The 15040-nt window shown below is 65.8% G+C and carries 15 protein-coding genes and 2 pseudogenes; 11 read left to right on the top strand and 6 right to left on the bottom strand.

Translation table 11 applies throughout. From position 1 onward, the window contains the following. The first annotated feature begins 3 nt into the window (after positions 1-3). From ABIA42_RS22330 to ABIA42_RS22315, 4 genes and pseudogenes are all read left to right on the top strand, one after another. Positions 4-1083, top strand: coding sequence for an ABC transporter ATP-binding protein (locus ABIA42_RS22330; RefSeq protein ID WP_370121136.1), 1080 nt, complete (start codon positions 4-6; stop codon positions 1081-1083). 34 nt (positions 1084-1117) lie between these two features. Then, positions 1118-1834 (top strand): HAD family hydrolase, encoded by a 717-nt coding sequence (locus tag ABIA42_RS22325; protein WP_271533554.1) that lies wholly within the window; start codon positions 1118-1120, stop codon positions 1832-1834. 16 nt (positions 1835-1850) lie between these two features. Beyond that, positions 1851-3158 (top strand): NAD(P)/FAD-dependent oxidoreductase, encoded by a 1308-nt coding sequence (locus ABIA42_RS22320; protein ID WP_370121139.1) that lies wholly within the window; start codon positions 1851-1853, stop codon positions 3156-3158. A gap of 28 nt (positions 3159-3186) precedes the next feature. Then, positions 3187-3621 (top strand): annotated as a pseudogene (locus tag ABIA42_RS22315) (ABC transporter substrate-binding protein); the annotation flags it as partial. Here ABIA42_RS22315 and ABIA42_RS22310 read toward each other — a convergent pair. The 3 genes and pseudogenes from ABIA42_RS22310 to modA form a co-directional block, all read right to left on the bottom strand. Next, positions 3621-3998 (bottom strand): annotated as a pseudogene (locus ABIA42_RS22310) (ATP-binding cassette domain-containing protein); the annotation flags it as partial. The pseudogenes ABIA42_RS22315 and ABIA42_RS22310 sit on opposite strands and share 1 nt — an antisense overlap. Beyond that, positions 3995-4681 carry a molybdate ABC transporter permease subunit gene (modB, locus tag ABIA42_RS22305; RefSeq protein ID WP_370121142.1) on the bottom strand — a complete coding sequence of 229 codons (687 nt, stop codon included), beginning with the start codon at positions 4679-4681 and terminating at the stop codon, positions 3995-3997. The gene modB and the pseudogene ABIA42_RS22310, both read right to left, overlap by 4 nt. 5 nt (positions 4682-4686) lie before the next feature. Beyond that, positions 4687-5439 (bottom strand): molybdate ABC transporter substrate-binding protein, encoded by a 753-nt coding sequence (modA, locus tag ABIA42_RS22300; RefSeq protein WP_370121145.1) that lies wholly within the window; start codon positions 5437-5439, stop codon positions 4687-4689. A 234-nt stretch (positions 5440-5673) separates the two neighbouring features. Between modA and modD the strand changes: the two genes are divergently transcribed. After that, the gene (modD, locus tag ABIA42_RS22295; RefSeq protein ID WP_370121148.1) at positions 5674-6591 is read left to right on the top strand and encodes a ModD protein; all 918 of its coding nucleotides are present in this window, start codon (positions 5674-5676) and stop codon (positions 6589-6591) included. Between the two features lie 113 nt (positions 6592-6704). On the opposite strand, the gene ABIA42_RS22290 is transcribed toward modD, so the two are convergent. Beyond that, positions 6705-7670: a DMT family transporter gene (locus ABIA42_RS22290; RefSeq protein ID WP_271533540.1), complete on the bottom strand. Its 966-nt coding sequence runs from the start codon at positions 7668-7670 to the stop codon at positions 6705-6707. Positions 7671-8025: 355 nt separating this feature from the next. Here ABIA42_RS22290 and ABIA42_RS22285 point away from each other — a divergent pair, with 355 nt between their 5' ends. Genes ABIA42_RS22285 through ABIA42_RS22275 form a run of 3 tightly spaced genes read left to right on the top strand, consistent with a single transcriptional unit; the run spans position 8026 to position 10214 of the window. Beyond that, positions 8026-9372: a hypothetical protein gene (locus tag ABIA42_RS22285; RefSeq protein ID WP_370123990.1), complete on the top strand. Its 1347-nt coding sequence runs from the start codon at positions 8026-8028 to the stop codon at positions 9370-9372. 12 nt (positions 9373-9384) lie between these two features. Further along, positions 9385-9894 (top strand): DUF2249 domain-containing protein, encoded by a 510-nt coding sequence (locus ABIA42_RS22280; protein WP_271533539.1) that lies wholly within the window; start codon positions 9385-9387, stop codon positions 9892-9894. Further along, complete coding sequence (locus ABIA42_RS22275) at positions 9891-10214, top strand: metal-sulfur cluster assembly factor (RefSeq protein WP_370121152.1); 324 nt, start codon at positions 9891-9893, stop codon at positions 10212-10214. Before ABIA42_RS22280 ends, ABIA42_RS22275 begins: the two co-directional genes overlap by 4 nt. 38 nt (positions 10215-10252) lie before the next feature. Here ABIA42_RS22275 and ABIA42_RS22270 read toward each other — a convergent pair whose 3' ends face one another. Together ABIA42_RS22270 and ABIA42_RS22265 are read right to left on the bottom strand one after the other, a co-directional pair. Then, complete coding sequence (locus tag ABIA42_RS22270; protein ID WP_370121155.1) at positions 10253-10849, bottom strand: UbiX family flavin prenyltransferase; 597 nt, start codon at positions 10847-10849, stop codon at positions 10253-10255. Next, entirely contained in the window at positions 10846-12375 is a 1530-nt protein-coding gene (locus ABIA42_RS22265; RefSeq protein ID WP_370121158.1) for a UbiD family decarboxylase, read from the bottom strand. Before ABIA42_RS22265 ends, ABIA42_RS22270 begins: the two co-directional genes overlap by 4 nt. 101 nt (positions 12376-12476) lie before the next feature. Between ABIA42_RS22265 and ABIA42_RS22260 the strand changes: the two genes are divergently transcribed. From ABIA42_RS22260 to ABIA42_RS22250, 3 genes are read left to right on the top strand one after another with little or no spacing between them, the layout of a single operon-like run. Next, positions 12477-13022, top strand: a complete 546-nt coding sequence (locus tag ABIA42_RS22260; RefSeq protein WP_370121161.1) for an SCP2 domain-containing protein — start codon at positions 12477-12479, stop codon at positions 13020-13022. After that, entirely contained in the window at positions 13022-13999 is a 978-nt protein-coding gene (locus ABIA42_RS22255; RefSeq protein ID WP_370123993.1) for a peptidase U32 family protein, read from the top strand. Before ABIA42_RS22260 ends, ABIA42_RS22255 begins: the two co-directional genes overlap by 1 nt. Before the next feature lie 25 nt (positions 14000-14024). Beyond that, positions 14025-14954: a U32 family peptidase gene (locus ABIA42_RS22250; protein WP_370121164.1), complete on the top strand. Its 930-nt coding sequence runs from the start codon at positions 14025-14027 to the stop codon at positions 14952-14954. Positions 14955-15040: the final 86 nt, after the last annotated feature.

The raw sequence follows: 15040 nt of genomic DNA, 5'->3' as shown, positions 1-15040 counted from the left end.
TCGTTGGACAAGCGAGCGGAAAGCGTCGAGATCAGGTCCGCGAGCAAGGCGTATGGCGCCGTTCGCGCCCTGGACGACGTGTCCCTCGATGTCGGCGCCGGCGAGTTCGTCTCGCTGCTCGGTCCCTCAGGTTCCGGCAAGACCACGCTGCTCGGCATTCTCGGCGGCTTCATCCTGCCATCGTCGGGCTCGATCCATTTCGGCGACCGCGACGTCACCTACATGCCGCCGCACAAGCGCGACATCGGGGTCGTGTTCCAGAACTACGCGCTATTCCCGCATATGAGCGTCGGCGAGAACGTCGCCTTTCCGTTGCGCGCGCGGCGGTTGCCCAAAGCGACCTGGCCGGAGAAGGTGCGTGCGTCGCTCGCGATGGTGGGGCTCGCCGGGTATGAGGAGCGCGGCATCGCGCAGCTCTCGGGCGGCCAGCGCCAGCGCGTGGCCCTGGCGCGCGCGATGATCTTCGAGCCGCGCCTGATCCTGATGGACGAGCCGCTCTCCGCGCTCGACAAGCAGCTGCGCGAATCCATGCAGATCGAGCTGCGGGCGCTGCACAAGCGCATCGGTGCCACCATCATCTATGTCACGCATGACCAGCGCGAGGCGCTGACCATGAGCGACCGCGTGGCCGTGATGAAGGACGGCCGGCTGATCCAGATCGACACGCCCGAGCGGCTGCACGACCATCCCGCCGATTCCTTCGTGGCCAGCTTCATCGGCGAGGCGACCATGCTCCCGGTCCGTCGCGTCGATACCTCCAGTATCGCACTCGGCAATGTGCTGCTGCGCAGTGCGCGCGCGCTTCCCGATGGCGACGTCCTGATGCTGGCGGTGCACAGCGAAAAGCTGCTGATCGACGACGGCGCACAGGATCCCGCCTGCAACCGGCTGACCGGGACGGTCACCGACATCGTCTATCAGGGCGAGAGCCTGCGCATCTTCCTGGCCCTGGAAGGCGGCATCGAGCTCAGCCTGCGCCAGCCGGCCTATCACCAGGCCTACAGCCGGATTCCGCCGCTCGGCGGCGGTCTCATCGTCACTCTCCACCCCGAAGACACCATCGTCGTGCCCCGGGTGGACTGAACCCACGCCCGTTCAACCGAGAGAAGAAACGACCATGTCCACCCCAGCCGCATTCAGCCATTTCAAGGTCCTCACCTTCGACGTCGTCGGCACCTTGATCGATTTCGAGAGTGGCGTCCTTGCCGCGGTGCGCCGGATTTCGGGCAAGACCCCGGCCGAGCTCAGCGACGACCGGATCTTCGAGCCGTACAAGCGCGGCCGCGACAAGCACTATGAGCGTTCGAGCGAGGCGATGTTCCACGTCTATCGCCATCTCGCCCAGGAGCTCGGTCTGCCGGCCGATGATGCCGCCTGCGATGCGTTCCAGCTCTCGGTGCTGCGATGGGGCCCCTTCGCCGATTCCGTCGAGGCCCTGAAGCGCCTGCGCACCAAATTCCGCCTGGTCGCGATGACCAACGCCGACCGCGTCGCGCTGTCCGCTTACGCCCATGCACTCGGCGATCCCTTCGACGACACCGTATGCGCCGACGATACCGGCGTCGCCAAGCCGAACGCCGAGTTCTTCGCCTACAACAAGGGGCGGCAGTCCGCCTTCGGCTACAAGCAGTCCGACATATTGCACGTCGCGCAGAGCCAGTATCACGACATCGGAATCGCCCGGAAGCTCGGCTACAAGGTGTGCTGGATCGAGCGCCGCCAGGGCATCGCCGGTTTCGGCGGCACGCCGGCCGTGGAGACGTTGACCAAGCCGGACTTCCATTTCCCGACCTTGAAGGCGCTGGCCGATGCGGCCATCGGGCCGGCGGCGTAAGTACGTGAGCGCGGGCATGACAGGGGAGTGGAGCGCGCTGCCATCGGCCAACTCGCTGTGGGCCGCCACCGCGGAGCCGGCGCGCGACTTTCCGGTGCTCGCGGGCGAGTATCAGGCGGACGTGGTGATCATCGGTGCGGGCTATACCGGCCTGTCCGCTGCGCACCACATCGCCCAAAGCGGCCTGTCACCGGTCGTGCTGGAAGCCAACCGTCCCGGCTGGGGCGCGAGCGGGCGCAATGGCGGGGTAATCACCGCGAAATTCCGGCTGTCGTTCCGGCAGATCGACGCCGTGCACGGCCGCGACATGGCTCGGCGCATGTACGAGATCGCGCATGAATCGACCGACATCGTCGAGGAGCTCGTCTCCGAATTCGGCATCACCAGCGCGAACCTGACGCGCACCGGCCAGGTCAAGGCCGCGCACAACGAGACGACGCTGCGGGCCGCGATCGACGAGGCCAATTGGATGACGCGCGAGATGGGCTCGGCCGAGGTCCGCATCCTCGACAGGGGCGGCGTGCGCGAGGAGACCGGCTCCGACGTCTTCGTCGGCGGCGTGCTCAACCCAGGCTCGGGCGGCATTCATCCGCTGAACTATCTGCGCGGCCTCGCCGACGGCCTGGCGCGTAGGGGCGTTCCGATCTTTCAGGAATCGCCCGTGATGAAGCTCCGGCGGGATACCGACGGCATCGTCGCCGAGACGCCGCGAGGCGCCCTGCGGGCCAGGCAGGCGATCATCGCCACCAACAGCTATTCCGACCTCACCGGTGCGACGGCGCATCTGCAGCGCACGCTGATCCCGTTCCGCAGCGCCATCATCGCAACCGACAAGCTGCCGCGTAATCTCGCCGGAAAGTTGATGCCGACGGGCCGCACCTACACCGAGACCAAGCGCATGATGCGCTGGTTCCGCATGGTCGACAACCGCGTGATCTTCGGCGGCCGCGGCGCCTTCGGCAAGCGGGACTCGCAAGCCGCATTCGACGCGCTGCGCAAGGCCATGGTCGGCATCTTCCCCGATCTCGCCGACGTTCCGCTTGCCTACACATGGTCCGGACTCGTCGGCATGACGCTGGATTCGGTGCCACATATCGGCCGGCTCGACGACCGCACGCTGTTCTCGGTCGGCTACAACGGCGCCGGCGTCGCGATGTCGAGCCTGATGGGCCGCTATCTCGCCGCCCTCGTGCGCGGCGAGACGCCCGAGCTGGCGCTGCTCGACGCGCGGCGCATGAAAGCGATCCCGTTCTATCCGTTGCGCGAGCCGGCCGTCCGCATGGTCGCCGGCTGGTATCAGTTTCTCGACGCGATCGGTCAGTGACATTGTTATGGCGATGGAGGAGGCGAGGATGATGACGACACGGACTTTTGGACTGAGCTGTGCCGTAGCGGGCGCAATTGCACTCGGCGGCTCGGCGGCGGATGCCGCCGAGCAGATCACCTTCGTCTCGCAGGGCGGCGCCTATCAGCAGGCGCAGACGGTGGCGATCCTCGATCCCTCCGCCAAGAAGCTCGGCATCACCATCAACCAGGATTCCATTCCCGACGCCTGGCCGGCGATCAAGACCCAGGTCGGCAGCGGCAAGCCGATCTGGGACGTGGTCGACACGCCAACCGGCTATTGCCTGCGCGGTGGCGAGCAGGGGCTGATCGAGAAGCTCGACTTCTCCAGGATACCGAACGCGGCGGCGATGCCGGAGGCCTATCGTAGCCCCTATTCGATCTCCTACGAATTCTATTCGAGCGTGCTGGCCTACAGCCAGAAGACCTTCCCGAAGGACGCGGCAAGGCCGAGCAGCTCCACGACCTCGCTGAATGCGATCTGCGCGCGCGCCGCCTTCGGAGCACCGAACAGCAGATTGCGTCGCACCGAAAGATGCGGAAACAGGCTGGCTTCCTGGAAGACGTAGCCGATCGGTCGCCGGTGCACGGGCCGAAACGACGAACCGTCCTGCCAGACTTCACCGTCCACCGCGCAAAAGCCGTCGGCCATGCGCTGCAGGCCGGCGATACAGCGCGCGACACTGGTCTTGCCGCAACCTGACGGACCGAAGATCGCAGTGACGCCGGTGGCGGGCAGGCTGAGCTCGGCGTCGAGTGTGAAACTGCCGAGCCTGCCGCGGAAGGCCGCGTTGATGCGAGCGGGTTCGGCCGTTCTCACGCCGCAGCCCTCGCGGCGCGCTTGTCGACGAGCGTCATGATGAGGATCACGGCGAAGGCGAAGGCCACCATGCCGCCGGCGAGCATGCTCGCCTCGCGCCAACGCGAGGTCTCGACATAGTCGAAGAGCGCGACCGACAACACCTTGGTGCGGCCGGGAATGTTGCCGCCGATCATCAGCACGAGGCCGAACTCGCCGACGGTGTGCGCGAAGCCGAGCACCGCACCAGTCAGGAAACCAGGCCGCGCCAGCGGCACCGCGACGGTCCAGAAGGTCCGGAGGGGCGAAGCGCGCAAGGTGGCGGCCACTTCGAGCGGACGCTCACCCATCGCGGCGAAGGCGTTCCGGATCGGCTGCACCACGAACGGCATCGAATACACCACCGAGCCGATGATCAGGCCTTCGAAAGTGAAGGCAAGTGTGCGCGCGCCCCAGAGGCGCGCGAGCCACCCGCCCGGCCCGTCGGGGCCGAGCAGCACCAGCAGATAGAAGCCGAGCACGGTCGGCGGCAGCACCAGCGGCAGCGCAACCACGCTCGCGATGATCTCGGTCCACCAGTCCCTGGCGCGCGCCAGCCACCAGGCGAGCGGCGTGGCCAGCACCAGCAGGATCGCGGTCGAGATCGCGGCCAGTTCGACCGTCAGCAGAACCGACTGGCGTATCTCCGCCGACCAGATCTCCATGCGCGTCAGCTCTGCCCGTCCAGCACGTAGCCGTATTTCTCGATGACGGCGCGCGCCTCGGATCCCCTGAGGAAGGTGATGAACGCGTCGGCAGCCTCGTTGCCGGCGCCCATCTTCAGCAGCACCGCGTCCTGCCGGATCGGATTATAAAGCGCCTGCGGTACCACCCAGCGCGAACCGGCCTCGCTGCCGGTCAGTTGCGACAGCGCCACGAACCCGACCTCGGCATTCCCCGTCTCGACGAACTGATAGGCCTGGGTGATGGTCGCGCCCTCCACCAGCTTCGGCTTCAGGGCGTCGTAAAGGTTCAGCGACTTCATGGTCTCCACGGCAGCAAGACCGTAGGGCGCGGCGGCCGGATTGCAGATCGAGAGCTTTGCAAAGGAGGCGGCCTTCAGCGTCTCCTCGCCCGTCACGACGCCCGGCGACTTGCTCCACAGCACGAGCTTGCCGATCGCGTAGGTGAAGCGGCTACCCGCGACCGCAAGACCGTCCTCGACGAGCCTCTTCGGCCGTGAATCGTCGGCTGACAGGAACACCTGGAACGGCGCACCCTGCGTGATCTGGGTATAGAATTGCCCGCTCGCACCGAAGCTCAGCACCGCCTCGTGCCCGGTCTTCTGTTTGAAGAGGGCGGCGATCTCCTTGGCGGCATCGGTGAAGTTGGCGGCCACGGCGACGTTGGTCTGCGCGGCCTGCGCCGATGCGCATGCGAGCAACAATCCTGCGACAATGGTGATCGAGCGAAGCAGCTTCATGATGAACTCCAGCGGCCGGCAATTGCTTCAGCGCAGCCCGATTGCTGCAGGGCGCCGGCCAGAAGCATCCCAGCAATCGGCGTGCCGGATATGCGGTCGCAGTCTGGTGTGCGCCTTGCAGGAACGGCGTCAAAAGAGGGGGCTCCCCGCCTCTTGCGGCGGCGGGACCGATGATCCGTGTCGGATTCCCGACTAGGCCGTCGGCAAGCAGACACCAATGAAGGGAAGCACGACATGGCAACCGCTGCATCGCGCGCCGAACTCGAACGCCTGCTGGAGGACGATGTCCCCTATGGCGATCTCACCACCGAGGCGCTCGGGATCGGCGGGGTCATCGGCGTGATGAAGTTCGCCGCGCGCGCGCCCATGGTGCTGGCGCTCGCCGAGGAGGCCGCCGCGATCATCACGCTCGCCGGCTGCGAGGTGGAATTGTTCGCCGCGTCCGGCGCGGCGCTGGAGCAGGGCGCCCCGATCCTTCAGGCGCGCGGTCCGGCCGCGGGCCTGCTGCGGAGCTGGAAGGTGGCGCAGACCTTGATCGAGATCTGGTCGGGTGTGGCCAGCGAGACCCGCGCCATCGTCGATGCGGCGAGGGCGGTCGCTCCTCATATCTCGGTCGCCTGCACGCGCAAGAACGTGCCGGGCACCAAGCGCTTTGCGGTGGCGGCCGTGAAGGCGGGCGGCGCCGTGATGCACCGGCTCGGCCTGTCCGAGACCGTGCTGGTGTTTCCCGAGCACCGCGTCTTTCTCGGCGAGCTGCCGCTGTTTCAAGCGGTCGAGCGGCTGCGCCGGGCGGCGCCCGAGAAGAAGCTCGTGGTCGAGGTGAAGACTGCCGATGCCGCACTTGCCGCGGCGGTGGCCGGTTTCGACGTGATTCAAGCCGAGAAGTTCTCGCCAGCCGAGATAGCTGCATTGGTCAAGCGCATGGCATCCATGGCCTATACGCGCGTTCGGCCGATCATCGCCGCCGCCGGTGGCGTCAATGCGGCAAATGCCGCGGCCTATGCAGAGGCCGGCGCCGATGTCCTGGTCACGTCCTCACCCTATCTGGCGAAGCCGAGGGACGTGCAGGTGCGAATTGCGACAGCCGACGACAGCACGCTCAACGCGCGGCTAAGTCCCAAAATGCGTGCAGCCGTTCCGGCGTCGACGTAGCAGGAGCTGCATGAGATCGAGACCTCGGTCGCAAACCGTCGACGATCTTCTCTGCCTCGGTTCTAACGCGATTCATGGCCCAAGGGAATCGGACGTCTCCCGCATCGCCGTCGCTATTTGGACAGGCTCCTGGTTTCGGGTTGGCTTCCGAGAAGCAGAACGAGCCCGGCAGTGACAATCGCGATGCCGATCCACTCGATGGCGGTTGGAATCTCCGCAAGCACCGGTATCGCCAACAGCGTTGCACTTGCCGGTACCGCCGCAGCCAGTCCGGCCGACGGCGTTGGCCCGAGAATCCTCGCGGAAATGGAGAACAGGATGACCGCCAGGAAACCGGGACCCAAGCCCTGGAAGGCGGCCTGAAGCAGTATCGTGGACCACGGCGCATCCTGGATGGTGGAGGGAAGAAAGAAAAACCAGACCGGCAGGAAAAGCAACGCGTTCGGCACGCTGACCAGAACCAGCGCCTGGCGCGCCTCGACCTGCCAGTGCTTCACGCCCATCACATAGATCGAGAGCACAGCTGACGCCGCGAGGAAGAACGCGACGGCCGATGCCACACTACTGCCGCCGGCGCGCATGCCCGGAATGCCAATGAGTACTGCGCCGACGAGCAGGATGAGAACTGCGATGAGTTGCCGCCAGGACGGCACGCGTCGTGCGAAAAACAAACCCAGCAAAATGGTGAAGATCGGTAACGAACCGTTGGCGAACGCTCCCCCGTATGCTGCCGACGAGCCCTTCAACCCGAAGTACATCAAAATGTTGTAGAGTGCGCCGGGGCCAAAAATTGACATCGACAGGATTGCGTGCAGCGGCAGGTGGCGCGGCCACCAGGCCTTGGCGAACGGAAGAACCAGGGCGCCGGCGACCAGGAACCGAAGTGCCGTCAAATCGAAGGGCGTCAGGCCGGATTGCATGCCGGCCCTTGAGAAGACAAGAAAGCCGGACCAGATGCAGAACACGCCGGCTGCGCTTAGGAGTCCGAGAATCCGCTCGTTCGATTTGGCTGCAGGAGTCAAGCCGGTGTCCGATTGCTTGAGATGTCTTTGCGCACTTAAAGCACCCGTGAGTTTCAAAATCCTCTCCGCAACATGGTCATCAAAGATGACGCCATGGTGATCGGTCCTCGGGGGATTCTCTAGCCGAGAGTTCGGCAATCCGCTCTGCACCTCCGCCGACCCAGTGAAGGGCAATTCGACCCGCGTTCCCTGCCATGACCAATGTATCCACCGCGAAGCACGGCGCCTGCCGCTTGCACGTCAGACCGGGCGAGCCGGCATGTGCGAGAATCCGAAGGGTGCATCGAACTCTGGTCGGGGCGGGTCGAGAAAGGAGAGGAGTTTGCGCCTCGACAAAGAGGTTGTGGCTGCAGCTGCCTACCTTTTTCGAGCGCTGGCACGGAATTGCGTGCAGGCGATGGGAAGCAAGCCGGTGATCGGAACCAGCCTCTGTAGATGGACCGTCAGCTACTTCGCGCTCGCAGTCGTGTGGCTGCTGTTCGCGGAAGTTATGATGGTTGCCGGGTTCGGCTTTCCGCACGACGACATCGGCGGACCGGACACGCTCGTCATCGTCCACATGGTTTGCGTCGGCTGGTTGAGCACGGTTTTGTGCGGCGCGCTGTTTCAGTTCGTGCCGGTGCTGGTCGCAAAGCCGCTCTATGCGGAGCGCTGGACGCTGCCGGCCCTCGCACTGTTGACGCTTGGGCTGATTGTCCTGCTCGCAGGCTTTCTGGCTCTCGGCGGCCACTTCAACGGGCCGCGCTGGCTGCTTCCGGTCGGCGCGGGCCTGCTGATGGCCGGTTTCGCATTGGTCGTTGCCAATCTCGGTATGACGCTCTGGTCGGCTCGCCCGCTGCCGGAGCCCGCGCGGTTCGTCGCAGTCGGGCTTGCCTCCATCTGTGTCACGGCGGCCTTCGGCGGCCTGTTCTCTCTGGTGCTGTCCGGGACGGCCGTCGGTGCACTGTGGCCGGACCTGCTGGTATCGGGCGTTCCGATCCACGCGATTGCGGGGCTTGGCGGATGGCTGACGTTCACTGCCATGGGAGTCAGCTATCGCCTGCTTGCGATGTTCATGCTCGCGCCCGATGGCGATGCGAAGCTGGGTCGGCTTGCCTGGCGTGGCGGGGCCGCCGCGCTGGGGGTCGGTGTTGTCGGTGGCGTGCTTGCACTGTGGCGCGCGACCGGACTGAATTTGGTGCTTCTGCTTGCTGGAGCTGCGGCCCTGCTATCGCTGGCCGCTTATGGCCGTGACGTGCTCGGCTTGTACAGGACCCGCAAACGCCGCGCGCTCGAGCTCAACACCCGCATGAGCCTGCTTTCGCTGGGGAGCCTCATCGCAGTCGCAATCCTTGGCGCCGCGTTTGTTGTGACCGGTTCTTTACAGTCGCATGCCGGAGCGCTGGCCTTTCTGGTCGCGTTCGGCTGGCTCACTGGTCTCGTGCTCGCCAATCTCTACAAGATCGTTCCGTTCCTGACCTGGCTCGAGACGTACGGCCCGGTGATGGGCAAAGCGCCGACGCCCCGCGTCCAAGATCTCGTCGCCGAACGCCGCGCGTCAAAATGGTTTGTCCTGTTCTTTGCCGGGACTTGGGCAGCCACGTTGATGCTGCTGCTGGATGCGGGACTCGGCTTCCGCATTGCTGTCGCGGTCGTGACGCTTGCGACGCTTGGCCTCGTTGAGGAACTCGTCAGGGCCAGGCGGCTTGCGGATGTGGCGGAGCCGTTGCGCCTGCCGGCCGGAGCAGTCGTGCCCCATATTCTAGTCTCGCGAAACTGAGAGGAGACTGCAATGACCGAATTCATCGACGTCGACGTCCGGCCGATCCTGCGTGCAGGCGGCGAGCCGTTCTCGATCATCATGGCTGCGCTGGAGCGGCTGGAGCCTGGCGAAGGCCTGCGGCTCTTTGCTCCCTTCAAGCCGGTTCCTTTGTTTGACGTCATGGCGAGCAAGGGCTTCGCGCATCGCGAAGCCGAACTCGAAGGCGGCGAATGGGAGATCCGGTTCATGCCGGACGACGGCTCGTTCGCAGCGGCCGAACCAGCGCCCGCTGCGACGAGCGACAGCGATTGGCCGGAGCCTGCCGTCCATCTCGACAACCGCGACCTCGATCCGCCGGAGCCGATGGTTCGGATTCTGGCCTCGGTGGAGCAACTTGCGCCTGGGCAGACGCTCTCCGCTTTGCTCAGTCGTGAACCGGTGTTCCTGTTTCGGGAGCTGACCAGGCGCGGCCATCAGTGGCGCGGCGGCTTCACACCGCAGAGGGACGCCTATCAACTGACGGTAAGGGTACGCGCATGACTGCCAGCGACGACGATCTCGTGGCCCAGATAAGGCAGGCGCTGAAGGTCGTGATCGATCCGGAACTCGGACACAACATCGTAGATCTGGGCTTTGTCTATGATGTATCGGTCGATGATGGCGTCGCGCACATTACGATGACGGCGACGACGCGAGGTTGTCCAGCCGCCTCCTTTCTCAAGGAGGGCGTTGCCAACAGCGCGTGTCTTGTTCCGGGCGTGGAATCGGTCGAGGTCACCATGACATTCGAGCCGCCCTGGCAGCCCTGGATGATCTCGCCTGGCGTAAAGGCGTCGCTCGGCTTTGCCGAGGTGAATTGATTGCTCGAGGCGGGTATGACGCGAAGGCGTTCCGTCGGCTACGCGCCATCGAAGCTCGAGCCGGACCAGACTCTTGCCGGCGTGCGAAGGTTTGTCAGGTCGAGCAAGTTGATCGCCCTTGCGGCGATCTGGTCGATCGCCTCATCCAGCGACTGTGGTCTCAGATAGAACGCGGGCATCGGCGGGGCAATGATCGCGCCGATCTCGGTCGCCTGCAGCATCGCGCGCAAATGGCCGAGATGCAGCGGGCTCTCGCGGACCAGCAACACCAGCCGGCGCCGCTCTTTGAGCTGCACGTCGGCGGCGCGCGTCAGAAGGTCGTCGAGCTGTCCCCAGGCGATGGCCGAGAGCGTACGGATCGAGCACGGCGCCACGATCATGCCCGCGATCGGATAGGAGCCGCTGGCGATCGAGGCGCCGACGTCGGAATGAGGATGGCAGCGGAAGGCGATGGCACGCAGCCGCGCCAGCGCACCGACGCCAACTTCTTCGTTCAGCGTACGCTCTGCCGCGGGCGAAACCACGAGGTGCACTGCGTAGTGCGGATTGTCCGCCAGCCGTTCGACGACGCGAACGCCGATCGCAGCGCCCGAGGCGCCGGTGATGCCGACGACGATGCCTTGCCGCCGGCTCATGTGAGGACCGGAGCGCGCGCGGGCGTGCCGGAAAGGCCAAGGCTCGGCCACATCGCATCGACACGCGCGGCTACGGCAGGATCCATGGCCAGGGGAACGCCCCAGTCCCGATCCGTCTCCGGGGGAATCTTCGTGGTGGCGTCGATGCCGAGCTTGCCGCCGAGGCCCGATTTCGGCGAGGCGAAGTCGAGATAGTCGATCGGCGTGTCGGTGAGTGTCACGAGATCGCGCGAGGAGTCGCTTCGTGTCGAAACGGCCCACATCACGGCCCGCCAATCGCGGATGTCGATGTCCTCGTCGACCACGATCAGGAGCTTTGTGTAGCTGAATTGCGGCAGCATCGACCACAGGCCCAGCATCAGGCGCCGCGCCTGGCCGGGATAGCGCTTCTTGATCGCCGCGACCGCGATGCGGTAGGAGCAGGCCTCCGGGGGCAGCCAGCAGTCCGTCACTTCGGGGAATTGCTGACGGATCAGCGGCACGAACAGGCGGTTGAGCGCCTCGCCGATCTGCGACGGCTCGTCCGGCGGCCGGCCCGTGAAGGTCGAGAGGTAGACGGGCTGGTTTCGGCTGGTGATCGCCGTCACGCGCATCACGGGAAATGCCTCGATGGAATTGTAGTACCCGGTGTGATCGCCATACGGTCCCTCGGGCGCGGTTTCGGTCGCGGAGACGAAGCCTTCGATGACAATCTCGGCCTCGGCGGGTACCGCGAGCGGGACGGTGAGGCATGGCGCCAGGTCGGGCCGTTCGCCGCGCAGGATTCCGGCGAAGCGCAGCTCGGACAGCGTCTCGGGCAGCGGCATCACCGCGGCGAGGATCGTGGCGGGATCGGCTCCAATGACGATCGCGACCGGCATGTCGCGTCCGATCGCCTTCCATTGCTGGTGATGGCGGGCGCCGCCGCGATGCGCGAGCCAGCGGATGATGGCGCGGTCGCGACCGAGCACCTGCATGCGGTAGACGCCGACATTTTCATCCTGGTCGCCCGTCGCGGAGTCAGGCGGCACGGTGATCACGAGCGGCCAGGTGATCAGCGGTGCCGGTTCGCCGGGCCAGCAGATCTGTATCGGCAATCTTGCGAGATCGATGTCCGGCCCCATCGTGACGCGGTCCTGGACCGGCGCCACGGCGCGTGTGCGTAGGCGCGTCGCCAGCGCGGCGCGCGCAAGCGGGAGCTTGCTGAAGGCATCCCTGATGCCGTTCGGGGGCCGCGGCGCGCGTAGTTCGGCCATCAGCGCGCCAAGCTCTTCGAGGCGATTTGGCACGATGCCCATTCCCCATGCGATCCGCTCCGTCGTTCCGAACAGATTGGTGAGGAGTGGCATGTCCGACGGACCACCGTCGGCCTTGACGGGCTGCTCGAACAATAGTGCCGGTCCGTGTGCCTCGAGCACGCGCCGGTGGATTTCTGTGATCTCGTGGACGACGGAGACCTTCTCGCGAATGCGTCGCAACTGGCCCCGGCTTTCGATGAAGTGCAGGAAGTCGGACAAGCCGCGAAAGCGGGGTACATCACGTTGCAACTGACCAGCTCCTCAAAAAAAGCAGAGCTAGCCGGGTTGATTTAGGGGTTCATTGTTCCGGCTCAAATACAGCGGCGCGCATTCCGTCCAGATGTGTGGCCATGAATGATCTGTCCGCCGCATCGCCGGGCCCGTTGCCGACGATTCCGCCGCTCCTCGCGTTTGCCATGCGTCCGCTGCCGCTGTTGCCGCTGCAGCTCGTTCTCACCGCCGTCCTAGAGCGGATTCATCGGCACAACCCGGCGATGTTCGACCGGCTCGGCGAGCACGCGCGGACGCGGTTCGGCATCAAGCCCATCGATCTACCGTTTGCCTTCGTGGTCGAGGCCAGGCCACCGCGCCTGTCCGTCGTGCGCGACCTGCCGCGAGGTCTGGATGCGCGGGTCTCGGCCTCGCTCGCCAATCTCCTGGCTCTGCTCGAAGGCCGGGTCGATGGCGATGCCTTGATGTTTTCGCGCGAGCTCGTCGTCCAGGGCGACGTCGAGGCTGTACTCGCGCTACGCAATGCGATCGACGACGCTCAGCTCGATCTTGCCGCCGAGCTGTCCTCGCTGTTTGGCCCGCTGGGCGCGCCGGTGCGGCGCGCCTTCGAGGCCGCCCGTGGCCGCGTAATCGGCTCATCGCAGCAAAGCGAGCAATGGAGATGATGGAGCTGATCTGTCCTGCCGGGACGCCGGCGGCGTTGAAGAGCGCCATCGATGCCGGCGCCGACGCGATCTATTGCGGCTTCAACGATGAGACCAATGCACGCAATTTTCCGGGGCTGAATTTCAGCCGCGACGAGCTGCGCAAGGGCATCGCGCTGGCGCATGGCCGCGGCGCGAAGATCCTGGTGGCCATCAACACCTTCCCGCGCGCCTCTGCCATCGACATCTGGAAGCGCGCGGTAGACGATGCGGTGAGTGCCGGCGCCGATGCGCTGATCCTCGCCGATATCGGATTGATGGACTACGCGGCGAGACGCCATCCGAACCAGCGCCTGCACGTCTCGGTTCAGGCCGCGGCCGCGAATCCGGATGCCATCGCCTTTTACGCCGAGGCGTTCGGGGCCCGGCGCGTCGTGCTGCCGCGTGTCCTGAGCGTGCCGGAGATCGCCGAGATCACGCGGGAGTCGGCTTGCGAGACCGAGGTCTTCGTGTTCGGCGGGCTCTGCGTGATGGCCGAAGGGCGCTGCTCGCTGTCGTCCTATGCGACCGGCAAGTCGCCGAACATGCAGGGCGTCTGCTCGCCTCCAAGCCATGTGGTCTACGAGCAGACCGCGGAGGGGACGACGTCCAGCCTGGGCGGCTTCACCATCAACCGGTTCGGGGCGAGTGAGCCGGCGGGCTATCCGACGCTGTGCAAGGGGCGCTTCTCGACCGCACAGGGCGCCGGCTACATCTTCGAGGATCCCGTCAGCCTCGATGCCACGACGCTGCTCAAGGGCCTGCGTGATGCCGGGGTGACCGCGCTCAAGATCGAGGGCCGCCAGCGCGGCCGCGCCTATGTCGAAAGCGTGGTGCGTCATTTCCGTCATGCGCTCGCGGCGCTCGAGAGCGGAAGCGAGGCGGATATTGCGAGCCTGAAGCCGTTCACCGAGGGGCAGGCCTCCACGCTCGGCGCCTATCGCAAGACGTGGCGCTAATCCATCGAATATGTGAGGTCCAGCGATGCAACTCAGCCTCGGCCCGGTTCTGTACAATTGGGCGCCGGATCGCTGGCGCGATTTCTATTTCCGTATTGCCGACGAAGCGCCGGTCGACGTCGTATCCGTCGGCGAGGTTGTCTGCTCGAAGCGTTCGCCGTTCTTCGCGACCTACCTGCCGGCCGTGGTCGAACGGCTGCAGAGCGCCGGCAAGCAGGTCCTGCTGGGCTCCCTGATCCTGGTCTCGCTGCGGCGCGAGCGCCGTCAGACCGAACAGCTCGCGGCGGCCGAGGGCGTCTTGGTCGAGGTGAATGATCTGACTTGTCTCAGGGCGCTCGCAGGCCGGCCGCACGCGATCGGGCCCTTCGTCAACATCTACAACGAGGCGAGCGCGGCCTTTCACGCCGCGCGCGGGGCGAGGCGCATCTGCCTGCCGCCGGAGCTGCCGCTGGCCTCGGTGGCGACGATCGCGAGAGCCGTTCCCGACGTCTCGATCGAAGTGTTTGCGTTCGGCAGGGTACCGCTCGCCATCTCCGCCCGCTGCTATCATGCGCGCCTTCACAAGCTCGCCAAGGACAATTGCCGCTTCGTCTGCGAGCAGGATCCGGATGGTCTGCTCCTGAACACGCTGGAGCAGCAGGACTTCCTGACCGTCAACGGCGTGCAGACCCTGTCTCATACCTGCACCAATTTGCTGGGCGATGCCGGCATGTTGCGCGACAGCAACGTCGGCTCGCTGCGCCTGTCGCCGCAGGACTGCGACATGGTCGCAGTCGCCCGGACCTTTCGCGACGTCCTGGACGGTCGCGACGACGTCGATGGCGGCAACCGCCGCCTCGCGGCGGCCTATCCGGGTGTGCCTTTCTCGAACGGGTTCCTATGGGCGGAGCCGGGGCACGTGTATCGCCGTGCCCAATCAGCGGACGCGCAAATCGGAACTCTGCCAACGCCGTAGAGGTGCGCGAGTCCTTGCAAGCGGCGGCGCAAGCCTCGCGGCGCGAGGCCGTAGCTCGCACACCACCAGGAACACTTTCGGCGGCG

Origin of the sequence: Bradyrhizobium sp. USDA 327 (genome assembly GCF_041262065.1) — a bacterium.
In the GTDB taxonomy this organism is placed as follows: Bacteria; Pseudomonadota; Alphaproteobacteria; order Rhizobiales; family Xanthobacteraceae; genus Bradyrhizobium; species Bradyrhizobium liaoningense.
This window is presented reverse-complemented; position numbering and strand designations above follow the sequence as displayed.